Origin of the sequence: Rhizobium sp. OAE497 (assembly GCF_040546565.1) — a bacterium.
In the GTDB taxonomy this organism is placed as follows: Bacteria; Pseudomonadota; Alphaproteobacteria; order Rhizobiales; family Rhizobiaceae; genus Rhizobium.
This window is the reverse complement of record NZ_JBEPOA010000001.1, coordinates 1,994,451-2,017,523: the sequence shown is the minus strand read 5'-3', so window position 1 is coordinate 2,017,523 and position 23,073 is coordinate 1,994,451. Positions and strand designations below refer to the sequence as shown.

Genomic DNA, 23,073 nt, shown 5'->3' with positions numbered 1-23,073 from the left:
TACAAGACCTTTAGCCGTTGCCTCCGGGCAACGGCCCTATTTATTTTTTAAAACGTTTCAAATGGGCTATTTCTCGCCATAGTCGCCCCTAAGTTGATGTGTTAGGCAACGCACAGTTTCCTGCAGGTCCACCATGATTCCCGCCCAGAATGCCTCTGCCGATGAGGGGGCTCCGCCGCGTTTCCGGCTGCTCAGCGCCCTGTCTTATTGCGCCCCGCTGATCGTCAACGGTGTGGCTCTTCCGTTCTTCCCCGTCTGGCTTGCGGTTCACAAATTCACCGATCACGAGATCGGCGTCATCCTTGCCGTGCCGATGGTGGTGCGCGTGCTCGTGGCGCCCATCGTTGCCATGTACGCCGACCGGATGGAGGAGCGCGCCGACGTTCTCCTGTGGTCGGGCGGGCTGTCGCTGCTGACGGCGATTGCGCTCTACTGGACGACGACATTCTGGCCGGTCCTGATCGTCTACAGCATCCAGGGCGCCACCTTCGCGCCCTATGTGCCGATCGTCGAATCGATCGTCATCTCGGGCGTCAGGCGCTGGGGGCTGGATTACGGCTCGATGCGCGTCTGGGGCTCGATCGCCTTCATCGTCTCGACGATGATCGGCGGCGAGATGATCGGTGTCTGGGGCGGCAACATGGTGCTGCCCGTGATGATCTTCGGCTTTGGGACGACGATGGCAATGGCGATCTATTGTCCGCGCATCGGCCCGACGCGGCGGCGCAACGTGCCCGTCGATCTGCAGCAGGCGACGGGGAGTTCGCTCCGCCAGCCGCATCTTCTGGTGCTGCTCTGGGGCGTGGCGATCCAGCAGTCCAGCCACGCGCTGCTCTATGCCTTCGCCTCGATCTATTGGCACCAGCTCGGCTTTTCGGGAACGCAGGTCGGCATTCTCTGGAGTGCCGGCGTTGCCTCCGAGGTGATGGTGTTCTTCATCTCCAAGCACCTGAACCGCCGCTTCAATGCCTGGACTCTGATCCGCATCGGCTGCGCCATGTGCATCTGCCGCTGGGTGCTGTTTCCGATGCATTGGAGTTTCGCAGGCTTTTTCTTCCTGCAGTGCTTCCATTCCTGCACCTATGCCTTCGTCCATACTGGCGTGCAGCGGCGTATCGTTGCCTCGGTGCAGGCAACGCAGGAATCCTCGGCGCAGGGCGCCTATTTCTTCTATAACGGCATGTTCATGGGGCTGATGACGCTGGCGTCAGGCTATCTCTATGCCTGGCTCGGTCTTGCCAGCTACTACGTGATGGCGCTGGTGGCCGCGATCGGGATGACGCTGGTCTTCGTTGCCTATTGCCTTCAGCCCCAGAGCTCTCTTTCCGGCGGGAAGACAAGGGAAGCTTCGTAACGCAGGCCGGGTTCCCGGTCTCTGGCGAGCAGGAGCGGGCCGTCGAGATCGACGAACTCGGCATCCTGCGCCAGCAGAACGGCGGGTGCCATCGCCAGCGAGGTGCCGACCATGCAGCCGAGCATGATCTGGAAGCCGAGACGCTGCGCCTCGCGCTTCATCGCCAGCGCCTCCGTCGGGCCACCGGTCTTGTCGAGCTTGATGTTGATCGCGTCGTAGCGGTCGCGGAGGCTGGCAAGGTCGCCGGTGTGATGGACACTTTCGTCGGCGCAGACGATGACCGGGCGATTGATGACGGCCAGCATCTCGTCCTTGCCTGCCGGCAGCGGCTGCTCGACGAGGGCGATGTTCATTTCGGCTGAGATTTTCAGGTGATGTTCGAGTGCCGCTTCCGGCCAGCCTTCATTGGCGTCGAGAATGATCGCCGCATTTGGGGCCGCTGCACGCACGGCACGAATGCGGCTTTCGTCATCGCCGGTACCGACCTTGACCTTCAGCAGCGCACGCCCGGCATGTTCGCCGGCCTGCGCCGCCATCACCTCGGGCTCGCCAAGCGAGATCGTGTAGGCGGTGGTGAGGGGCTTCGGTGCGGTCAGGCCGATGCGGGTAGCGACGCCCGTGCCAGAGAGTTTCGATTCGAGATCCCAGAGCGCGCAATCCACGGCGTTGCGGGCGGCACCTGGGGCCATCGCCGAGAGCAGGTCTTCGCGAGAAATTCCTGATTCGATCAGCGGCCGGGCGGCTTCGATCTGTGCCTGGACGCTTTCCATCGTCTCGCCGTAGCGGCGGTAGGGCACGCATTCGCCCCATCCTTGCCCGCCATTTTCGCGCAATGTCACCGAGATCACCTCGGCGGAGGTTTTTGCGCCCCGCGAGATGGTGAAGGTGCCCGCGATCGGGAATGAATTCATTTGGATTTCGAGGGACCGTGGCATATTTGCAATCCTGCAAGCATGGAAATTCTGTGGGTCTTGGGTATATTAACCCGCCGGGCGTGAGCGATGCTTCGCGAGTCGGCAATGTCGCCGCAAGCCCTGAAAGACACAAGCATTTTGAAGCCCGAGCCCAGCAAAGCCGCCTCACTCCACGTGGACGACCAAGCCAATGGCAACGGGCGGATGGTCCGTCTGGAAGGCAATTGGCGCAGCGCCAATATTCATACCGTCATCAAGGATTTCGACAAGCTGCCGCAGAATGACGGCGACCTGACGCTCGACCTTTCCGATGTCACCGATATCGATACGGCGGGTGTGTGGCTGCTGGTGCGCCTGAAGATGCAGGAGGAAGCGGCCGGGCGGCAGGTGCATTTTGAGGGCACCAATCAGCATATCGACGAGATGATCGAGGAGTTCTCCCGCAAGCCGGAGAAGCAGGAGACCGAGACGCCGAAGCAGAAGCCGTTGCTGGAGCGCGTCTTCGCGCCCGTCGGCAAGATGACCTTCGATCTCTGGGATAATTTCTCCGCCGCCATGTACATCCTGGGCTCCGCCGTGCGCGGTGCGCAGATGAAGTTTGGCCGCGGTTCCGGTGTATCGCCGGCGTCTATCGTCAACCAGATTGATCACATGGGCGTCCGCGCGACGCCGATCATCCTGCTGATGTCCTTCCTGATTGGCGCGATCATCGCGCAGCAGGGCGCGTTCCAGCTTCGCTATTTCGGCGCGGAAGTCTTCGTCGTCGACCTCGTCGGCATTCTGCAGCTTCGTGAAATCGGCGTGCTGCTGACCGCGATCATGATCGCCGGCCGTTCGGGCAGTGCCATCACCGCCGAAATCGGCTCGATGAAGATGCGCGAGGAAGTGGACGCGCTGAAGGTCATGGGTCTGAACCCGGTCGGCGTGCTGATCTTTCCGCGGCTGGTGGCGCTGACTGTGGCGCTGCCGCTTCTGACTGTACTTGCCAATTTCGCTTCGCTGCTGGGCGCCGCAACCGTTGCCTGGGCCTATTCCGGCATCACCTTCGCGACCTTCCTGTCGCGCCTGCATGAGGCGGTGACGCTGTCTACCGTGCTTGCCGGCATGATCAAGGCGCCGTTCATGGCGCTCGTCATCGGGATTGTCGCGGCCGTGGAAGGGCTTAAGGTCGGCGGTAGTGCCGAATCGCTCGGCCAGCACGTGACGGCCGCAGTCGTGAAGGCGATCTTCGTTGTCATCCTCATGGACGGCATGTTTGCCATCTTCTATGCGGCCATCAATTTCTAGGGTTTGAGCGTGAACGGTCAGGAAAACGAAACGGGCAGTGAGAAGGAGCGGGACATCGTGCTTTCGGCGCGCGACGTCACCGTCGGCTTCGGCTCGAAGATCGTGCTCGACAATCTCAATCTCGATATCTACCGCGGCGAGATCCTCGGTTTCGTAGGTGCCTCCGGTACGGGCAAGTCGGTGCTGATGCGCACGATCCTGCGCCTGTTGCCGCGCCAGTCGGGCACCATCGAAATCCTCGGCCAGAATTTCGACGAACTGAACGAGAGCGAGCGCAACTCGCTCGACATGCGCCTCGGCGTTCTCTTCCAGCAGGGTGCACTGTTTTCGTCGCTGACCGTCAAGGAAAACATCCAGGTGCCGATGCGCGAATATCTGGATCTGCCGAAATCGCTGATGGACGAGCTCGCACATCTGAAGATCAAGCTCGTCGGCCTCGCGGCCGATGCGGCCGACAAATATCCCTCGGAGCTTTCGGGCGGCATGATCAAGCGCGCCGCACTTGCCCGCGCTCTGGCGCTCGACCCGGATCTCGTCTTTCTGGACGAGCCGACATCGGGCCTCGACCCGATCGGCGCTGCCGAATTCGACGAACTGATTGCCAGGCTGCGCGATACGCTGGGCCTCACCGTCTACATGGTGACCCACGATCTCGACAGCCTGTTTTCCGTCTGCGACCGTATTGCCGTGCTCGGAAAGAAGCGGGTAATGGTGGAAGGGACGATCGACGACATGCTGGCCTACGACGATCCGTGGGTTCAGTCCTATTTCAAGGGCAAGCGCGCACGCTCGATCGTGCCGCAGGAAGAGACTGCCGGCGCCGGGCGCGCGGGCAGTCACGACAGCCGCGGGAAGTGACCGGAGACGATGGAAACCAAAGCGAACTACACGATTGTCGGCATTTTCACCGTTCTGGTGATCGCAGCGGCGTTCGGCTTCGTCTACTGGATGGCGGAATACGGCCGCAGCGGCCCGATGGCCGAGCTTGTCGTGCGCATTCCGGGATCGGCAAACGGCCTCAGCGTCGGTTCGCCTGTGCGCTTCAACGGTATCCAGGTCGGTTCCGTCAAGTCGCTGTCGATCGATGCCGACGATCCGCAATATTCGCTGGCCTTTACCGAAGTGCGCGTCGATGCGCCGATCTATCCCTCGACTAAGGCGATCCTTGAAATCCAGGGTCTGACGGGTGCTGCCTATATCGAAATGTCGGGCGGCAAGGTCGGCGAGGAGAACATCTTGCAGAAGTCGATCGACAGCGGCAAGCGCGCCGTCATCGTCGCCGACCAATCGAGCGTGACGAACCTTTTGGCGACCGCCGACAAGATCCTCGATCGCGCCAACGATGCGGTCGGGCAGGTGCAGGGCTTCGTGCAGGATGCGCGCGGACCGCTGACCAAGACGCTGCAGAATGCCGAGACCTTCTCGGATGCGCTCGCCAAGAATTCCGGCAATATCGACAGCTTCCTGCAGAGTGTCGGCCAGCTTTCCGAGACCGTCCGCAATGTCTCCGGCAAGGTGGATTCGACGCTTGCCGCCGTCGAGGCACTGGTCAAGGCCGTCGATGCCAAGAAGATCGATACGATCCTCGCCAATGCCGAAAAGGTCAGCAAGGACGTTGCCGACGCCTCCGGCGGCCTGAAGGGCGCGATCGACAAGTTCGACCAGACGGCGACGACCTTCAATGATGTCGGCAAGAAGGCGCAGGTGGCGCTCGATCGCGTCGATACGCTGATTGCGCAGATCGATCCGCAGAAGCTGAAGGGCACGGTCGACGACATCTCGCAGGCGACCAAGGATGCGCGCGTTGCCGTCGCCTCGATCCGCGACGTTGCCAATACGGTGTCGTCGCATCAGAAGGACATCAACCAGACGATCCAGGACGTCTCGCAGATGGCGAACAAGCTGAACTCGGCTTCGACGCGTGTCGACGGCATCCTGATCAAGCTCGATGCGCTGCTCGGCACCGACAATTCGCAGTCGCTGTTTGCCGAGGCGCGCGACACGCTGGAATCTTTCAAGAAGGTCGCCGACAACCTGAATGCCCGCATCGGGCCGATCGCCGACAATCTGCAGAAGTTCTCGAGCGGCGGCCTGCGCGATGTGCAGTCGCTGGTCAACGATACGCGCAGCACGGTGCAGAACCTCAACGACGCGATCAGCAATTTCGACAAGAACCCGCAGCGCCTGATCTTCGGTGGCGATACGGTGAAGCAATATGACGGCCGGACACGCCGTTGATCTGGGGAAAGCAGGGGAAGCGTAATATGGCCGTATCGCATCTGTTGGCGCGCCGTTCATTGCTGGCGAGAGCAGCCTTCGCGCTGCCGCTGGTGGCGCTGACCCTTGCCGGCTGCGGCACGGGCGCCAAGAACGACACCTATGATCTCTCGGCTGCGATGGCCGATGGAGCCGGCCCGGCCGCCAAGCGCAGCCAGATCCTGGTGCCGGAGCCGACGGCGCTGCAGGCGCTGAACAGCGAACAGATCGTGGTGCGCGTTTCGCCCTCCGAAATCCAGTATCTGGCCCGCTCGCAGTGGAGCGACAAGCTGCCCCGCATGGTGCAGTCGAAGCTGGTCGAAGCCTATGAGAATTCCGGCAAGCTCGGCGGCGTCGGCAAGCCGGGGCAGGGTCTGGCGATCGACTATCAGGTCGTGACCGATATCCGCGCCTTCGAGATCGACAGCAGCAAGGGCAGCCAGGCCGTCGTCGAGATATCTGCGAAGATCATCAACGACCGCAACGGCACGGTGCGTGCGCAGAAGGTATTTCGCGCCGCGGTGCCGGCCGGCGGCGGAGCGGCCGATGGCATGGTCAAGGCGCTCGACCGGTCGTTCTCGGCGGTCACGACGCAGATCGTCGACTGGACGCTGCAGTCCATCTGATAGCGGATATCGACGGCGAACGAGAAAAATTGGCTGCCGATGTCGGAACACGACGTGTTCGCGCGTCCTTTGCTTAGCTAGAGCAAGGAGATGCAGTATGAACGACCTCGTCCTGACCACCTTCGACTGGGTTCCCGATCTGCCGCGCGGCTATGTGCGCGACATCCGCGTGCGCTGGGCGCTGGAGGAGGCGGGATTGCCCTATCGTGTCGCGGGCATACCCTTTGCCAAGCGTGACGCGCAGCATTTCGCACACCAGCCGTTCGGCCAGGTGCCGTGGCTGACGGACGGCGGACTTTCGATCTTCGAAAGCGGCGCGATCCTGCTTCATCTCGGCAACAAGAGCGAAGCGCTGATGCCGGGCGACGACAAGGGCCGCAGCGAGGCGCTGGAATGGCTGTTTGCGGCGCTGAATTCGGTGGAGGCGGCAAGCCTGCCGTGGACGATCATGATCTTCTCTGGCCAGGACGGCGATACCCCGGCCTGGAAGAGCCTGGATTCCTTCCTGAAGGCGAGGTTGAAGCATATGGAGCCGGTGCTTGCAGCGCGCGAGTGGCTGGCCGGACGGTTCTCCGTCGCCGATATCCTGATGGCGGACTTGCTGCGCCTCGTCGATCGCTTCGATGGATTGTCAGCTTTTCCGGCCTGCCGTGCCTATGTGAAGCGGGCGACGGCACGGCCGGCCTTCGCGAAGGCCCATGCGGACCAGCTGGCGCATTTCGCGGCTGCCGATGTGAAGCAGCCGGCGTAGCGATCAGTTGGCCGGAACGGCGGCGGTGGCGGCCGACGGGTCGGCGGAAGCCGTTGCGGCGGCCGGAGCACCGGTCAGTGCGGCGTCCAGCATGGCGGCCATCTTGTCGTCGCGGATTGCCGCGGTCTTCTCGCCCATGACAACGCCAACGACATGGCGGCCGTCCTTGTTGACCGAGGTTACGACGTTATAGCCGGATGCATCCGTGTAGCCGGTCTTGATGCCATCGGCGCCCTGATAGCGGTACATGACATTGTTGTGGCCGCGCAGCTTCATGCCGCGGAACTGGAAGCCGCGCATGGAGAACATCTTGAACTCTTCCGGATAGTCGCGGATCAGCGATGCCCCAAGGGTCGCCATGTCGCGCGCTGTCGTCACCTGCTCGGGATCGGGAAGACCCGACGGGTTCTTGAAGACGGTATTGGTCATACCGAGCTGATGGGCCTTTGCCGTCATCAGCTTGCCGAAGGCATCTTCGGAGCCGCCGAGCTGTTCGGCGATCGCCACAGCCGCGTCATTGGCCGAGAGAACGATGATGCCTTCGACCGCTTCGCGCACGGTGACCTTGCGGCCGGCGCCGACGGCGAGCTTGAAGGGCTCCTTGCTCTCGGCATTCTCGGACATGGTGAGCTTCTGGTCCCAGCTGAGGCGGCCGGCATGCATGGCCTCGAATGCCAGATAGAGCGTCATCATCTTGGTCAGCGATGCCGGGTAGTTGAGATCGTCCTGATTGGCGCTTGCCAGGACCTGACCCGTCTGCGCGTCCATCAGGAAGCTTGCCTGTCCGGCCGAGGATGTGGAGGCCAGTCCGAGGAACAGGGAAGCGGAGAACGCTGCGGAGAGAAGCAGCGGCATGGTCTTTGGCATCGAATGTGATCTCTTCAAAACGGCGGCAGCACGCTGGCAACCTGCATAGGGTCGTGACGGAGTGACGTTGTCTGGCCCGCCGGGTTGAGCAAATCTACGGCATTATGACAAGCGTGTCTTGCTTATAAGCCCGGATTTACGGCGGCCGTTTGTCTCACTTTGCCGTGAGGCGCTTTCGGTACCGCACTGCTGAAACGGAAAAGGGCCGCGGATGAAGCGGCCCTTTTCTTGTACTTAACTGCGATTTCGCTTCCGTTAGGTCAGGCGGCCCGCGGCGTGGGCCAGCATGGTGTAGACCTTGCCGGTATCCGACGTCAGGTAGGACTGCGTGATCGTCCGGTCGCGGTCGCTGCGGGCAACGTCGGCGAGCAGCTTTTCGAAATCGGCGATGTAGCGGTCGACAGCGGTGCGGAATTCCGGCTCGCGGTCATACTTGCGCTTGATCTCGTCGAAGGTCTGCTGGCCCTTCAGCGTGTAGAGGCGGCGCGTGAAGACGTCGCGCTCGCCGCGCTGGTAACGGCGCCAGAGATCGACCGAGGCATCGTGATCGATGGCGCGGGCGATATCGACGGAAAGCGAGTTCAGCGATTCCACCACATGGCGCGGATTGCGGCTGTCGGCGGCGCGCTGCTGTGCCGGTGCGGCTGCTTCGGCGCGCGGTGCTGCCGGACGGGCCGGGGCCTCTTCGGCATCTTCGTCACGCGAGGCGCCGCGCAGCAGATCGCTGATCCAGCCGCCGGATTCCTGGCGGGCCGGTGTTGCGGCTGCAGGAGCCGGGGCGACCGGAGCGGCGCGTTGCGGCGCTGCAGCCTGAGGCGGAGCGATGGTGCCGCGCAGAGCGAAGCCATCCTCGATCTGCGGGCGGGGTGCCGGAGCGGGCTGCGGGGCCGGCTGGGCGGCCACAACAGGCGCTGCGACCGGAGCCGGTGCCGGCGGAGCCTGGCGGGGCACAGGAGCCGGGGCAGGCTGTGCTGCGCGCGGAGCCGGTTCGGACACTTCGAACTGCTGAACCGAGCGGCCGACGATATGCGAGATATCCTGCAGCGCCTTGATCTGTTCGGCAACGGCGCGGCGCATGGCGGCAGCGCTTTCCTTGGCTTCCTCGGGAAGGTCGAAGGCACCGCGCTTCAGCTCGCTGCGGGTCATATCGAGTTCCTTGCGGATATCGCCAGCCGAGCGGCGGATCTCTTCCGTCGCACCCGAGAAGCGGGCGACCGCTTCCTCGACTGCTTCGCGCAGCGATTCACGCAGCTGCTGGGCAGCGCCGTCGGAGGCGCGGCCGGCTTCGCCGAGCATGCGCTCGACATCTGACAGCGACGCCGTCAGGCCGCCGCGCAGGCGGTTGGCAAGCTCGCTCGAGCGGCGCTCGGCATTGCCGAAGGTGCCGTCGATGGTGGCGTTGGCTTCTTCGCCGGCCTTGACGATCGAGCTGCGCATGGCTTCGGCAGCTTCCTCGGCGCGCTTCTCGGTATCCGAGAGAACGCGGCCGATATCGGCAAACGACGTCTGCACGCTCTGGCGCAGATTACCGCTGACCTGGTTGGACCGCTGTTCGGCACGCTCGAAGGCGCCTTCGACCATGCTGCCGAGCGAGCGCATCGTCTTTTCGATTTCTTCCGAGCGCTGCACGAGGCCGAGCGACAGGTTCTGCAACGCGCCTTCGCGTTCTTCCAGCGTCGATACCAGGTTCGACTGGGCGGCGGCGAGCAGGCCGGAGGCCTGGGTGAGCACCTTCGAATGTTCGTCGAAGCGGCCGATGATCGAGCCGACCTGGGCGAGCGTCTGGCCGGAGATATCAGAGAGACGATCGACTTTGCCTTCGAGCAGGCGGGTCGAGGCGGAGACCATTTCGGCGGCCTTGGCGGCGGAGTCCGTGAAACGCGAGGTCGTGTCGCCGAGGCGGCCGTCGACATCGGTCAGGTCCTGAGCGGCGCGGTTCATCATCAGCGCCATCGAGGCGCTGTTGTCGGAGAGGCGCTCGATCAGCGAGTTGACGTTGGCAAGCAGGCTGGTCTCGATGGCGTTGACGGCCGTCGAGGCGCTTTCCGTGCGGGCAGCGATTGCGTTGGCAAGCGCAGCGTTTTCGGCACGCAGGCGGTCGGCGCTCTGCTCGGCGGCAGCCGCGATACGGGCCGCTGCTTCCTGGCCGGTTTCGGCGTAGCGCTCGATCATCGGGCGGGCGGTCTCGTCGATCAGGCGCGACAGTTCCGAAGAACGGCCTGCCAGCATCGAGTTGAGCTCGCGGGTGCGCTCGTCCAGCGTTGCGCGGATCGAGCTGCCGCGGGCTTCGAGAGCCTTGTCGACATCGGTCAGTGAAGCATCGAGTTCGCGGGCACGGTCTTCGAGGCCGGTGCGGATTGCCGTGCCGCGTGCTTCGAGCGTGCGATCGACATCGGACATGGTGCTGGCGATCGTCTCGCTGGCGTTGGCGATCGTCGTGCGGATCGCGTCACCACGGGTCTCCAGCGACGACTGGGCGTCGGACAGCGCCTGCGAGATGGCGCTGACCTGGCCGCTGACCAGCGTTTCGGCTTCGGCGACCTTGTTGACGATAGCGTTGCCAGCTTCCGAGAAAGTCTGGGCGACGGCGGCAGCCTGACCGGCAAGGCGGTTCTGTGCCTCGGAGACGCGGCCGACGATCTGTTCGGAGCGTTCGTCCATCGAGCGGGCGAATTCGCCGCTCTTGGCATCCAGCGTTTCGGTGAACTGCTGGCCGGTGCGGCCCATCAGGTCGGCGGTGCGCTGTGCTTCGGCGTCCATGCCCTGGGCAGCGTCGGCAACGGCGTTGCGCAGCGTCGAGGCGAGACCGGCGGCCTTGCCTTCGATCGTCTGGTTGACGGCTTCCAGGCCCATGGTGAGCGCGCGGTCCATGGTGGAGAGGCGCTCGCCGAGACGCTCGCCGCCGCGATCCATGGTGTCGCCGAGATTGGAGGTGCGCTCGTCGATCGACGACGAGAGCGTAGCGGTGCGCTCATCGAGCGAAGACGTCAGGCGCGCCGTGCGGTCGTCGAGCGACGAGGAGAGACGGGTGGTGCGGTCATCGAGCGCGGAGGAGAGATGCGTGGTGCGCTCATCCAGTGCAGTGGTCAGGTTTGCCGCGCTCGCTTCGAGAGAGGCGTTCATCTGCGAAGCGCGGACGTCGAGGCTGGCTGCGAGGCTGGAAGCCTGTGCATCGATCGAGGACGACAGGCTGCGGGCGCGCTCTTCGAGCGTCGAAGCCAGGCTCGCCGTGCGATCGTCGATTGCGCCGGTCAGCGTGTCGCTGGTGCTTTCGAGAACGGTGGTGACACGGAAGGCGGCGTCATCGCCGAGCTCGCGCAGCTGGTTTATGCTGTCGGAGAGCGTTTCGGAAAGACGCGCGCCGGCTGCATCGACCTGTTCGGCAACGCCGCCGACACCATCGCGGATGCGGTTTTCAAGCGTCGTCAGGCCGGCCTCGACGCGCGAGCCGGTTTCGGCGAACCGCTCGGTCATGCCGCTGACGGAATGGTCGAGATGGGTCGAGAACGTCTCGGCCGTGCGGGAGATTTCGGCTGCAGCACCCTGGAAGCGTTCGGCGATCTGGCCGGCGCCTTCGCGCAGGCGCTCGTCGAGGGCGCGGGAGCTGTTGTCGATCGTCTGGCGCAGCGATGCCTCATGGTCTTCGAGCGACATTTCCAGCATGCTGGTGCTGGCGGCGACCGAAGCGCTGATCGTCGTTGCCTGTTCGGAGAGCGTGTCGCTGATCTGCGCATGGGCTTCGCCGAGGGCCAGGCTGATGGCGTTGGTGCGGTCTTCCAGTGTCGAGCGGATGCGGTCATGCGCCGAGGCGAGGCCGCCTTCGATGCGTTCCGCAGCGTCGCCCGTCAGGGTCTGGAAGCGTGCTGCTGCGTCGCCGGTTGCCGCTTCGATGCGGTCGGCGGCTTCGCCGGCGAGCGACTGCATGCGGGTTGCCGCACCACCGGTGACGGCTTCGATACGATCGGCCGCGGCACCCGTCAGCGTCTGCAGGCGGCTTGCGGCATCACCGGTCACAGCCTCGATACGGTCTGCAGCCTCGCCGGTCAGCGACTGGAAGCGTGCGGCGGCGTCGCCGGTCACGGCTTCGATGCGGTCGCTGTTGCTCGAGAGCGAGGAGTGCAGGGCGGCTGCATGTTCGTTCAGCGAGCGCTCCAGGCGATCCTGGCTGTCGATATAGGCGCTGCGGATCGCTTCCGACTTGTCGGCGAAGGCGCCGGCAACGCGGGCTTCGGCACCGGCAACGGTGTCGAGCATCGCATTGGCGCGGGCTTCCAGTGCGCTGTCGAAGCGGCTCTGGCTGTCGTCGAGCGAAATGGCGAGCGCCATTGTCTTCTCGTCGAGAGCGTCGGAGAGACGATCGTGATTGGCGGAGAGCGTATCGGACAGGCGGGCGTGGTTTGCCGAAAGCGCGTCGTTCAGCGCATTGGCACGGTCGGACATGGTGCCTTCGAGGCGCTCCTGGGCGGCGTCGAGCGAGATGGCGAGCGCCATGGTGCGTTCGTCGAGCGCGTCGGCCACGCGGTCGTGGTGGCTGGACAGCGTGCTTGCGAGAGCATTGCTGCGCTCGGCCATGGCGCTGTCGATGCGCTCATGCGCGGAGTCGAGCGCCGTGGTGATCGCGGCGGCACGCTCGGAAATGACGGTGTTGAGATCGTCGGCGCGGCCGAAGGCGGAGCTGATCTGGTCGGCACCGGCGGAAACCGCAGCGGTCAGTTCCGAGGTGGTCGTCAGCAGCGTGTCGCGGAATTCGGTCGAGCGGGCCGAGAGATTGTTATGCAGCTCGGACGTGCCGGCAGCGAGCGCCAGCGAGATTTCGCCGGTGGCGCTGTGCAGGGCCGAGGAGAGGTTTGCGGTATGCTCGGCAAGACCGGCCTGGAGACCGGATGTGCCGGCTGCCAGAGCCTGCGAGATCTCGCCCGTGGCGTTCTGCAGCGTGGTGGTAAACTCGCTGGTGCGGCCGGTGAGGTTGCCGTGGAAATCGGCCATGCCGGCGGCAAGCGCGTCGTTGACTTCGCTGGAAGCGGACTTGAGCGTCTGGTTGATTTCCTTGGTGCGGGCGGCGAGCGCCTCGGAAATTTCCTCGACCTTGCTGCCGAGCGAGCTTTCCAGCACTTCCTGGCCGGTGCCAAGTGCGGTTGCCAGCGCGAAGGACTGGTCGGTCATCGAGGCGCCAAGACGCTCGATGCTGGAGTTCAGGATGCCGTCGATCGATTCCGAACCGCCTGCCAGCGTTTCGTTGATGCGGGCGAGGCTTTCCATGAGCTTGGTATCGAGCGAACCGGCGCGCTTGTCGAAGGCGGTCGCGAATTCGGCGACGCGCTCGTCGAAGGCCGTCGACATCTGCGCGACGGTGCTCTGCAGGCGCTCTTCGAAGAAGCCCGAACGCAGGTCGAGGTCCATGATCGCGTCGTCGGCGCTGGACTGCAGGCTCTGGCGGAAGCTCGCGCCACGTTCGTCGAGCGCGCTGTTGAGCTTGGCGAGAACGCCATCGAGCGAGCCGGTGATCTCGCGTTCGCTGCCGGTCAGCGTCTCGTTGATCTCGCGGGTACGGGCGATCAGGATTTCGTTCAGCTGGCGGGCGCGGTCGTTGAGGGCAGCGTTCAGCTTCTCGGCGCTGCTGTCCATGGTGGAGGCGCGCGTCTCGAACTGGCTGAGCAGGTGCTCGCCGCGTTCGCTGAGGCTGGAGGTCAGCGTATCCAGGCGCGTGTCGAATTCATGCGCCAGCGCGAAGCCCGAGGAGGTCAGCGTCTGCAACAGCGAATCCGTCTTGGCAGCGAGCAACGTGCCGAGCGACTGGATGGCAGCTTCCGACTTTTCTGTCAGCGTCGCAGCGCGCGTGTCGATCATCGAGGCGAAGGCTTCGCCCGAGGTCGAGAGGCGGACGGCGATTTCTTCGGTCGCCAGCGACAGGTCTTCCTTCAGCTGGTCGTGAACACCGACGATCGAGCTGCGGATGCGCTCGGCGTGATTGACGATCGCTTCGCGTTCGGAGCCGAGCTCGTGCACGAGGCCGCGCACGCGCAGTTCGTTATCGGCATAGCTGCGCTCGAGCGCATTGACTTCGGAATGAACCAGCGTTTCCAGCTCGGAGGCGCGCGCGATGGTGCGCTCGATGCCTTCATTCATCGCGGAGACTTCACGGCGCACGGCTTGGCCGACCGTCATGATGCGTTCGGAGGCAATGGTTTCCGGCTCGGCAAGGCGCAGTGCGACTTCGGCCATCGAGCGGGCAGCGTTGCGCATGTCCTGCGCACGGGAAATCATGATTGCGAAAGCGTAGAAGAGCAGGACCGGCACGATGATGCCGATGATGCCGGCGATCACGCCGGGAAGCGCCACCAGATCGGCGATCGAGCGGATCTGCCAGATCTGCGGCGAATAGAGCAGGGACATCAGGCCGATGCCGCCGACGATCCACAGGAGCGAGAAGAGCGTGGCGTTGCGGATGGCCGTGCGCGTCGAGCCGCCGTCGAGCGACTTCAGAAGCGTTGCCGGCGTATTGCGATTGGCATCGTTGGCTGGCGCGAAGGCCGGGGCGCGGGGGGCGGGCTGTTCTGCAGTCTTTGCGCGGCCGCGGCGGCGCTGGCTGTCGTCCTGTTCCTGCTGATTACGCGCAGATGGGTTCTCAGACACATTGGCCTCCGGGGCGTCGGGCGTTTTGCCGCTGCGAGACGGCGCTTTCTGCTGGCTGAAGTCGATCTGGAGCGCCTCGTCCAATGCCTTGAACGCCTTGTCCTCGATCGACTCGTTGTACTTGTTGTTCGCCATTCCGTTACGCCTCGTTACATCTCAGCCGGTTCAGCCGCTGATCCGGGCATCGCCGCGCCCGGACGTCAACCTTTTGCTCTGACCTTACCATCCGAGACGACGGACGGATAAGCATGTCATTTCAGAGTGGATAGCCGCTTTTTCAAACGGACGGTATCAAAACATTACCATTATCCACTTGGCCCGCAAAGGCGCGTAGCACAAACCCACTGTACCAGTATCGTAGTGACACATCCGGGCTTCGGAGACAATTAACGAAGGCTTGCTAATCACCCATCGTTAAAGGGTTGTTAACATGATTTAACGGCGGAGCCTGTTGAAAAACCAATAATTTAGCGATGTTTAACGGATATTAACCATAGCGGGAGAATCCCGCCCTCAATGTGCCGGAATTTAACGCGATCGCCACGCTCCAACCGCACTATTGAGTTCAACCGCGGGGATAAAGACGGGAGTTTGGCACATGGCAGCAGTCAGTATCGCGTTCGAAGCGCCGGATAATTCGAAGGGGCCGTGCCCCTCCAAGGTCCGTCCGATCGACCTGGTGCATCTTGCAAAGCAGACGATGGGCGACAAGGCCCTCGAAATCGAAGTGCTCCAGATGTTTGCGCGCCAGGCGCGCGCGTGTCTCGGAGAAATCGCCTCCGGCGAGGCGAAGAAGATCGTCGCAGCCGCCCACCGGCTGAAGGGTGCGGCAAGCGCCGTCGGCGCGTTCCGGGTATCCGAGACGGCGGAAATGCTCGAAGAGAATGCCGGCGATGCGGCATCGATGGCCGCCGTCGGCGCCGCCGTCGTCGAGGCGGAAAATTTCATCCTGAAGCTCAGCCGCTAAGAGCAGAGCATCGGTCTGCGAAGCTGGACCCGCTGCGCCATTCCGAAACAGCAAGTCTGTTCGCGTGAACAGCAAGTCTGTTTTAGGGCACAGCGGGTCTTTTTGTGACCAGCGGCATGACGCAATCAAGAAAGCCTGTCGCTTTTAAGTATGGGATGAAGAGCGCGAGACGGCCGATGTTGACTGGCTCGCAGATTTGTTGGAAGAAAAATTCTGATCCTCCCTCATTAAGTTACCGGAAATCAAAATGCCCAAACTGACCATTGTCGCCTTTGACGGCACGCGCTTTGACCTCGACGTCGATCAGGGTTCCACCGTCATGGAAAATGCCGTGCGCAATTCCGTCCCGGGCATCGAAGCCGAATGCGGCGGCGCCTGCGCTTGTGCTACCTGTCATGTCTATGTCGACGAAGAGTGGGTAGAGCGCGTCGGCCCGCCGGAAGCGATGGAAGAAGACATGCTCGACTTCGCCTTCGACGTCCGCCCGAATTCGCGTCTTTCCTGTCAGATCCGCATGAAGGCCGTGCTCGACGGCCTGACGGTTCACGTTCCGGAACGTCAGGCGTAATTGACGCCAAAAAAAGCCTCGCGCGCCGGATGACGAGCGAGGCGAGGCGGGCGCATAACCATCGGACGAGGGAGGACCGTCCGCGGCTTGGAACGCGCCAGGAGAACCCAGAGACAAAAGGTCAGGTCGTTCACACCTGAACTTTCGAATGTGTTCATATTAGCGCGCCTCAGTTGAGTCGCCTATCGCAAATTTTTACCATTGAGAGGCTGGGGAGGGCGCAAGTTTCGCACAGGTTTCGTTGTGCAGCTAACGATCAAACATCGTCTTTCGCCTGGAAATGCGCTAGTTTTTGCCGCCTGATGCACCGATTCGGCTGTTCAACAAACGTAGCATCCGGTTTTGAAAGTTGACCGCCTCGACCTTGTCGAAACGCGCCTGAAGCCGGTCGTGCTCATCTATACCGCGAGCTGATACATCCGATACCAACTCCTGCATGGTCTCGCAGCTGCGCTGGGCGGGCAGGGCCAGGATCTGGCGCTCCATGACGCGGGCCTGATTTCGGGCGATTTCGGCGTGGCGCTCCTCGTGGCGCTTGATGTCGCTCGAGAGCGCATCCCAGATCATCGACAGTTCCTTCGATGCGCCCTTGCGGCTGCGCCAGCGCGGCAGGATGATCTGCGTATGCACAGTCACCTTGGCGCTGCCGACGCGGCAGCGACCGTCATGCTGGACATAGGTCGCTTCGCCGCCGAAGCGGATCTTGGTGGCGCCGGGATGGCGGGCGGATGAGCCGTTGGCAGTCGGGCCGCGGGTGCTGAGCTGCTGATCGAGCTCGTCTGCGGTTTTGCCGCGGATATCGAAATAGGAATAGCTTTTCGTCGCGACCACGGCCGCCTGGGCGGAAGTGCAAAGGGCAATCGTCATGGAAAAAGCAAGGAAGAGACGCATATTACGCGATGCGGAAGGCATTCTAGACGATAACCCGTGTTGAAAGTTGGCGGAGCTTGGGGCATAGCCACCGCGAGCGCAATAGAGCGCGCCGGAATTTTTGTTTTCAATGGGATAAACGCTCATGGACGAGCTTCGGAGCAGTCGCTGGCGCCTCGCGCATGGCCGCGAATTGGAGCTCGGCGGCAAGAGCGTCATCATGGCGATCGTCAATGTGACGCCGGACTCCTTTTCCGACGGCGGACGCTACGACAGCACGGAAGCGGCGGTCGAGCATGCGCTGGCGGCGATCGCCCATGGCGCCGAGATTATCGACATCGGCGGCGAGTCGACGCGGCCGGGTGCGGCGAAGGTCGATGCGGCGGAAGAGCAGCAGCGGGTGCTGCCTGTCATCGAGGCGCTTCGCGACCGGTCCGATGCACTGATTTCCATCGATACCTACCGGGCCGAGACGGCGCGGCTGGCGCTCGAAGCGGGCGCTCATATCGTCAATGACGTCTTCGGGCTGCAGAAGGAGCCGGAGATCGCAGGCGTGATCGCCAGCGCAAAGGCTGGCGTCTGCATCATGCATACGGGGCGGGAGCGCCAGAAGCTTGGCGATATGATTGCCGATCAGGCGCTGTTCCTCGAGCAGTCGCTCGAGCTTGCGCGGCAGGCGGGGATCGGCAGCGAGCAGATCGTGCTCGATCCGGGCTTCGGTTTTGCCAAGGAGACGGCGGAAGAGAATTTCGAGCTGATGGCGCGGTTTGCCGAGCTTCAGCGTTTCGGGCTGCCGCTGCTGGCCGGAACCTCGCGCAAGCGGTTCATCGGCGCGGTCACCGGTCGCGATGCGGCTGACCGGGACGTCGCGACGGCGGCGAGCAGCGCGCTGCTGAGATTGGCGGGTGCTGCGGTTTTCCGCGTCCACAATGTCGCAATCAACAGGGATGCGCTGTGCGTTGCCGATGCTATGCTGGCGGCACGCCGTAATTACGAAGGACGCCGGGGCCAATGAGCACGAAATATACCATCCTGATGCAGAACTGTGCGTTCTTCGCCCGTCATGGCGTCCATGACGAGGAGGAGTTCCTCGGGCAGCGCTTCTTCGTCGATGCCGAGCTCGATGTGATCGCCGGCAAGGCGCTGGAAAGCGACTCGATCGAGGACACCGTCAATTACGGCATCGCCTTCACTGTCATCGAGGAGATCGTCGTCGGCAAGCGGCGCTATCTCATCGAGGCGCTGGCACTCGATATCGCCAAGGGGCTCTGCGAGCGCTTCCATCAGATCACCCGTGCCAAGATCACGGTGCGCAAGCCGAGTGCGCCGGTTCCGGGCGTGCTGGATTTCGTTCAGGTGAGCGTCGAACATTTTGCCCAGTGATCATTTCAGACCGGCGACGCTCGGGCTCGGCGGCAATGTCGGCGATCCCGTCGCCTCGATGGCTGCTGCCTTGCAGGCGCTCGATGCGCGCGCCGATACCCGCGTGACCGCGGTGTCGCGGCTCTACCGCACGCCGCCATGGGGCAAGACGGATCAGTCCTTCTTCGTCAACGCCTGCGCCGCTGTCGAGACGCAGCTGACGCCAGAGGCGCTTCTCGATGTCTGCCTCGATATCGAGCGGGAGATGAAGCGCGAGCGGATCGAGCGCTGGGGACCGCGCACGCTGGATATCGACGTCCTGACTTTCGACAATGTCGAGCAGGCGGCGCCGCGGCTGGAGCTGCCGCATCCGCGGATGACGGAGCGGGGATTCGTGCTGATGCCGCTCGCGGATTTTGCCGCGGATCTCGCCGTGAAAGGCCGCAGCGTAGGGGAATGGCTTAAGGATGCCGACGTGCAGGGCATCGAGATTGCCGATGCTTCCCGCGACTGGTGGACGAAGTCCTGAAACGCAAAGCGGCGGAAAATCCGCCGCCTGGTGTGTCTGCGTGATCGGCTAGAGCTTACTGAACCGAGCCGACCGTCATTTCGTCGAGCTGGCGGGTCAGCGTCAGGCCGATGACCGGGATCATCCGGTCTTCCACCTTGACCGAAACCGTGACGTTCATCGTCTTGTCGTCACGGATGCGGGCGATCATGGCGCCGTTGAGCTTGGAGCGGTTGAGGCCGACGACGACGGTATCGGGCGTGACCGTGCCCGAAATGACGTCCAGGCCCTTGCCGGCTGCGCCATCCAGGAACTGGCCCTTGTAGCTGTTGCCTGATTGCGTGATCGTCGCGGTCATCGGCTGCTTGAAGACGCCGACGCGGCAGGAGCCGTCGAGCTTGATGCCCGTACCGTCAGTGACCGACGAGCCGACGAGATTGCAGGTGAACTTCGTGCCCTTGTATTTGCCGGCGACGATTTCACCCGGGCCTCTCCAGGAGCCGGCGACCGACTCGAAGAAGGCTTTGTCGCGTGTTGCGGCGGTTGCTGCCGGCGTGGTTTCGGCGACCGGCGACAGGGCCACGGCGGCGAGGCCGCAGACGATAAGAAGCTTGCGCGAATACATGGAATTTCCTTGGCACACCTACCCGTTACTGCCTCGGAGTTTTGCCGAATAATGGTTAATGGTTGGTTTCCGGTCCGCCGAAATGCACTGGAAAATCGGGATTTCCGGCGCCACTCGCACCTTGATTTCATGCCGCTACAGCCATGAAAACTATGCGTTTCCAGGCCGCTTCCGTTACGTCAGGCTCACGCGCTGAGAAAAAGCGCCTTGCACCTACTTCTGCTGGTCGCGGCCGGTCATGGACGGCGTGAGATCGCCGATGAAGTCGCCGATTCCCGGCCGTTTGAGCGCGCGGAAGGCGAGCGGACGGCAAAGGTCCATCGCAGCGATTCCGATACGCGCCGTCATCAGGCCGTTGATAACGCCTTCGCCGAGACGGGCCGAGAGCTTCGAGGCGAGGCCGTGGCCGAGCACCTGCTGGACAAGGCTGTCGCCGACGGCGATCGAGCCTGTCACCGCGAGGTGAGCAAGGACGTCGCGCATCAGCCGGATCATGCCGAGCGTGCCGGGACGGCCGCCATAGAGCTCGGCCATGGCGCGGATCAGCCGCGATGCTTCGTAGAGCACGTAGAGAAGATCGACGATGGCGCGCGGGCTGACGGCCGTGACGATCGAGACGCGCTTCGACGAATTGACGATCAGCGCCCGGGCCTGGCGGTCGAGCGGGCCGAGCAGTTCGCGTTCGGCAAGTGCGACGAGATGCGGCGCGTCGATGATGTCGTTTTCGGAGGCTTTCAGCGTGGCGCGGCCCTTGGCGGTCTCGGGCTTGGCCGAGAGCATGGAGGCCAGCCGATTGACCAGCGTGCGCGCCTTGGCGGGCCTGGTTTCCAGGATTGCGGCTTCGGCCTCCGTCTTGATCGTCTGCACTGCCGTCAGCCGCATCATTCCGGCGGTCTCGCGGATGACGATGCCGATGACGGCGAAGATGCCGACGGCAAGCGCTGTTAGCGCGGCGTAGCCGAGCCAATCGGCGCGGGAGAACAAGTCACGGATCAGGCTGTCGGTCCAGAGGCCGAAGGCGAGCGACAGCAGGATGCCGAAGGCACCGCCGGCGATCTTGGCGAAGGAGAGGCGGCGCTTGCGCGGCACGGCGACCGGAAGCGGGGCGCTATCCTTCTCCGGATTGAGGAAGGGATCGTCCTCATCCGGCGTCAGGATGACATCGGCTTCGAATGCCGAGGGTTTGCGGCGCTCCGGCGGCAGAGATGTCTCTACCGGACGCGCATCGTCCTCATAGACGAAGGCTGCGGGGGCGCGTGTCTTGCGGCCGGAATCTTCTGGAGCGGACTTGCTCATGCGAGACGGTCTCCAAACAGGAACTGCATGGCGCGGTCGAGCCGGATATGCGGCACCGAGAGCTTGATTCCACCACCGGTCTCCTCGAGCTGCGGCGGGCGGAAGCGCACGACGTTCACGTCAGGCAATTGGATATCGCGGTCTCCCGATTCAATGGCGGCAAACAGGCTTTCGGGATCGGTGGGGAGATCGCCCGGGAAGATCGCCGTCTTGCGCAACCCGTCGAAACGCTCGCCGCCGATGGTTTCACCCTCGATCGGCGTGCCGACGATGACGGGCAGATCGTGGCCGTCGCGCTTGACCGTCGCTTCGCGGGTGGCGCGCACCGAGGCGAGCGCCATCACGTCGATCCCGGCGCCGGCCATGCCGATGCGGTGGATGGCGCGCTCGACGAGGCGGCGCGTCAGGGCATCCAGCCGGTCGTGGCTTTCATGGTGCAGGTGATCGGCCTTGGTGGCGGCGACGAGCACGCGGTCGATGCGGCGGCCGAGCAGCGAGGAGAGCAGCGAATTGGTGCCGGGACGGAAGCAGGCGAGAACGTCGCTCAGCGCCCGTTCCAGATCCTGGACGGCTTCCGGGCCGCGATTGATCGCCTGAAGTGCGTCGACGAGGACGATCTGGCGGTCGAGGCGGGCGAAATGCTCGCGGAAGAATGGTTTGACGACAACGGACTTATAGGCCTCGTAGCGGCGCTCCATCATTGCCCAGAGCGAACCTTTTCCCGGCTTGCCATCGGCGGGCAGGTGCAGTGGTGCGAAGGTGAGGGCGGGCGAACCGTCGAGATCGCCGGGCAGCAGGAAACGGCCGGGTGGCAGGGTCGAGAGCGACCGCTCGTCGGCCTTGCAGGCCTTCAGGTAGGCGGCGAAGGAGGAGGCGAGATCGCGCGCCGTCATTTCGTCGGCTGCGGCGTGGATATCGGTCTGGTCGGTCAGTTCCAAGCAGGTGCGGGAGAGCTCGGCGCGGATGCCGGTGCGGGCCAATGCCAGCGTATCCTCGCTGAAGGTACGAAAATCCTTGGCAAGCAGCGGCAGGTCCAGCAGCCATTCGCCGGGGTAGTCGACGATATCGATCGACAGGCGGCCGGGCGAGAACATCCGGCTCCAGCCGCTGGCGCTCTGATAGTCGATGGTGACGCGCAATTCGGAGATGGCGCGGGTCGAATCCGGCCAGACGCGGTCCTTCACCAGCGCCCGGATGTGATCCTCGTATTGAAAACGCGGCACGCTGTCATCGGGCTGTTCTTCGAGACGGACAGCCGAGACGCGGCCGGATTGCACCGGCTCGAACAGCGGCAGGCGGCCGCCATGCAGCAGATTGTGAACCAGCGAGGAAATGAAGACGGTCTTGCCGGAACGGGAAAGTCCCGTCACGCCGAGGCGGATCGTCGGGTGAACCAGGCCGCTGGCGCGGTCGGTCAGATTGTCGAAGGCGATGCGGGCATCGTCGGCGAAGGAGGTCAGGCTTGGCGGCAAGGCGGGTTCCCTGATGTCATTGCACACCCATATAGGATCGCTTGGCCGCCGGAAAAAGGATGCGCGTCAGGCGACGAGAAACTCGCGCAGTTTCCAGGCTGCTGCGGCAGCATCGAAATCGAGAACGGTAAGGCCTCCGGCGGGAAAGCCATTCGGCAGCGTACGCAGCAGGGCATCGTGGCCGATCAGCGTTTCGAGCGTCTGCTCGATCGTCGGATTATGGCCGACCAGCATGACGGCGGTTGCCGTCTGCGTGCGCAGGATTTCAAGATAGACGTCAGGCGTCGTGTTGTAGAGCTCGTCGACATAGCGCAGGTCGACCGACAGGCCCATGGCGCGATGGACGGCATCGGCCGTCTCGCGGCAGCGCCGCGCGGTCGAACTCAGGATGATGTCCGGCCGGTAACCCTTGTCGGCGGCGTGGTCGGCGACGATCTCGGCATCGCCATATCCCTTCTCGCTCAGATCGCGGTCGAAATCGCCCTGACCGGGCTGCGGCCAGACGGCTTCAGCGTGCCGAAGCAGGTAGATTCGTGAAGGCGAAGGCAAGGTTGCGGCCATAGAAAAATCCACGTGCGAAGGAGCCTTTTCAGTAGCTGCCGGGTATTGCCGGCGTCAACCGGTGACGTGCCGGAGCGGTGCAAAAGCGCTGCACCAACACGGCTTGTTGAAGGCGGCGTGAAAAGGCGGAATCGGAATAATGATGAGAAAATAGAC

19 protein-coding genes are annotated in these 23,073 nt (G+C 63.5%); 11 read left to right on the top strand and 8 right to left on the bottom strand.

Translation table 11 applies throughout. The features are described 5' to 3' along the window. The first annotated feature begins 133 nt into the window (after nucleotides 1-133). Nucleotides 134-1,354, top strand: a complete 1,221-nt coding sequence (locus ABIE40_RS10440; RefSeq protein WP_199629522.1) for an MFS transporter — start codon at nucleotides 134-136, stop codon at nucleotides 1,352-1,354. Here ABIE40_RS10440 and dgcA read toward each other — a convergent pair. Continuing rightward, on the bottom strand, nucleotides 1,306-2,289 hold the full coding sequence (gene dgcA / locus ABIE40_RS10435; RefSeq protein WP_199629523.1) for an N-acetyl-D-Glu racemase DgcA: 984 nt from the start codon (nucleotides 2,287-2,289) through the stop codon (nucleotides 1,306-1,308). The genes ABIE40_RS10440 and dgcA overlap by 49 nt on opposite strands. Before the next feature lie 84 nt (nucleotides 2,290-2,373). Here dgcA and ABIE40_RS10430 point away from each other — a divergent pair, with 84 nt between their 5' ends. The 5 genes from ABIE40_RS10430 (at nucleotide 2,374) to ABIE40_RS10410 (ending at nucleotide 7,188) form a co-directional block, all read left to right on the top strand. Then, on the top strand, nucleotides 2,374-3,555 hold the full coding sequence (locus ABIE40_RS10430; protein ID WP_199629524.1) for an ABC transporter permease: 1,182 nt from the start codon (nucleotides 2,374-2,376) through the stop codon (nucleotides 3,553-3,555). Between the two features lie 9 nt (nucleotides 3,556-3,564). Further along, on the top strand, nucleotides 3,565-4,413 hold the full coding sequence (locus ABIE40_RS10425; protein WP_502944782.1) for an ABC transporter ATP-binding protein: 849 nt from the start codon (nucleotides 3,565-3,567) through the stop codon (nucleotides 4,411-4,413). A gap of 9 nt (nucleotides 4,414-4,422) precedes the next feature. Next, the gene (locus ABIE40_RS10420) at nucleotides 4,423-5,793 is read left to right on the top strand and encodes an MlaD family protein (protein WP_112716565.1); all 1,371 of its coding nucleotides are present in this window, start codon (nucleotides 4,423-4,425) and stop codon (nucleotides 5,791-5,793) included. 26 nt (nucleotides 5,794-5,819) lie between these two features. Next, nucleotides 5,820-6,437 carry an ABC-type transport auxiliary lipoprotein family protein gene (locus tag ABIE40_RS10415; RefSeq protein WP_199629526.1) on the top strand — a complete coding sequence of 206 codons (618 nt, stop codon included), beginning with the start codon at nucleotides 5,820-5,822 and terminating at the stop codon, nucleotides 6,435-6,437. Nucleotides 6,438-6,534: 97 nt separating this feature from the next. Further along, nucleotides 6,535-7,188 (top strand): glutathione S-transferase family protein, encoded by a 654-nt coding sequence (locus ABIE40_RS10410; RefSeq protein WP_199629527.1) that lies wholly within the window; start codon nucleotides 6,535-6,537, stop codon nucleotides 7,186-7,188. Nucleotides 7,189-7,191: 3 nt separating this feature from the next. On the opposite strand, the gene ABIE40_RS10405 is transcribed toward ABIE40_RS10410, so the two are convergent. Together ABIE40_RS10405 and ABIE40_RS10400 are read right to left on the bottom strand one after the other, a co-directional pair. After that, a complete protein-coding gene (locus tag ABIE40_RS10405) occupies nucleotides 7,192-8,055 on the bottom strand; it encodes a D-alanyl-D-alanine carboxypeptidase family protein (RefSeq protein ID WP_199629528.1) in 864 nt (287 codons plus the stop codon). Nucleotides 8,056-8,310: 255 nt separating this feature from the next. Continuing rightward, nucleotides 8,311-14,823 (bottom strand): apolipoprotein A-IV repeat region-like domain-containing protein, encoded by a 6,513-nt coding sequence (locus ABIE40_RS10400; protein ID WP_199629529.1) that lies wholly within the window; start codon nucleotides 14,821-14,823, stop codon nucleotides 8,311-8,313. 463 nt (nucleotides 14,824-15,286) lie between these two features. Here ABIE40_RS10400 and ABIE40_RS10395 point away from each other — a divergent pair, with 463 nt between their 5' ends. Together ABIE40_RS10395 and ABIE40_RS10390 are read left to right on the top strand one after the other, a co-directional pair. Continuing rightward, on the top strand, nucleotides 15,287-15,655 hold the full coding sequence (locus ABIE40_RS10395; RefSeq protein WP_130278198.1) for an Hpt domain-containing protein: 369 nt from the start codon (nucleotides 15,287-15,289) through the stop codon (nucleotides 15,653-15,655). Nucleotides 15,656-15,902: 247 nt separating this feature from the next. Next, nucleotides 15,903-16,223: a 2Fe-2S iron-sulfur cluster-binding protein gene (locus ABIE40_RS10390; protein WP_112716553.1), complete on the top strand. Its 321-nt coding sequence runs from the start codon at nucleotides 15,903-15,905 to the stop codon at nucleotides 16,221-16,223. A gap of 285 nt (nucleotides 16,224-16,508) precedes the next feature. Here the strand turns inward: ABIE40_RS10390 and ABIE40_RS10385 are convergent, their stop codons facing one another. Then, nucleotides 16,509-17,135, bottom strand: coding sequence for a DUF922 domain-containing Zn-dependent protease (locus tag ABIE40_RS10385; protein WP_199629530.1), 627 nt, complete (start codon nucleotides 17,133-17,135; stop codon nucleotides 16,509-16,511). A 103-nt stretch (nucleotides 17,136-17,238) separates the two neighbouring features. Here ABIE40_RS10385 and folP point away from each other — a divergent pair, with 103 nt between their 5' ends. Genes folP through folK form a run of 3 tightly spaced genes read left to right on the top strand, consistent with a single transcriptional unit; the run spans nucleotide 17,239 to nucleotide 18,984 of the window. Then, on the top strand, nucleotides 17,239-18,108 hold the full coding sequence (gene folP / locus ABIE40_RS10380) for a dihydropteroate synthase (protein ID WP_199629531.1): 870 nt from the start codon (nucleotides 17,239-17,241) through the stop codon (nucleotides 18,106-18,108). Further along, nucleotides 18,105-18,476 (top strand): dihydroneopterin aldolase, encoded by a 372-nt coding sequence (folB, locus tag ABIE40_RS10375; protein ID WP_130278201.1) that lies wholly within the window; start codon nucleotides 18,105-18,107, stop codon nucleotides 18,474-18,476. Before folP ends, folB begins: the two co-directional genes overlap by 4 nt. Then, a complete protein-coding gene (folK, locus tag ABIE40_RS10370) occupies nucleotides 18,466-18,984 on the top strand; it encodes a 2-amino-4-hydroxy-6-hydroxymethyldihydropteridine diphosphokinase (RefSeq protein ID WP_199629532.1) in 519 nt (172 codons plus the stop codon). The genes folB and folK overlap by 11 nt, the downstream gene beginning before the upstream one ends. 55 nt (nucleotides 18,985-19,039) lie before the next feature. On the opposite strand, the gene ABIE40_RS10365 is transcribed toward folK, so the two are convergent. The 4 genes from ABIE40_RS10365 to ABIE40_RS10350 all read right to left on the bottom strand — a co-directional run bounded on the left by ABIE40_RS10365 (nucleotide 19,040) and on the right by ABIE40_RS10350 (nucleotide 22,917). Continuing rightward, entirely contained in the window at nucleotides 19,040-19,588 is a 549-nt protein-coding gene (locus tag ABIE40_RS10365; RefSeq protein WP_199629533.1) for a hypothetical protein, read from the bottom strand. A 213-nt stretch (nucleotides 19,589-19,801) separates the two neighbouring features. Beyond that, entirely contained in the window at nucleotides 19,802-20,884 is a 1,083-nt protein-coding gene (locus ABIE40_RS10360; protein WP_112716537.1) for a YcjF family protein, read from the bottom strand. Then, a complete protein-coding gene (locus ABIE40_RS10355) occupies nucleotides 20,881-22,356 on the bottom strand; it encodes a YcjX family GTP-binding protein (protein ID WP_199629534.1) in 1,476 nt (491 codons plus the stop codon). Before ABIE40_RS10355 ends, ABIE40_RS10360 begins: the two co-directional genes overlap by 4 nt. 66 nt (nucleotides 22,357-22,422) lie before the next feature. Continuing rightward, the gene (locus ABIE40_RS10350; RefSeq protein WP_199629535.1) at nucleotides 22,423-22,917 is read right to left on the bottom strand and encodes a SixA phosphatase family protein; all 495 of its coding nucleotides are present in this window, start codon (nucleotides 22,915-22,917) and stop codon (nucleotides 22,423-22,425) included. Nucleotides 22,918-23,073: the final 156 nt, after the last annotated feature.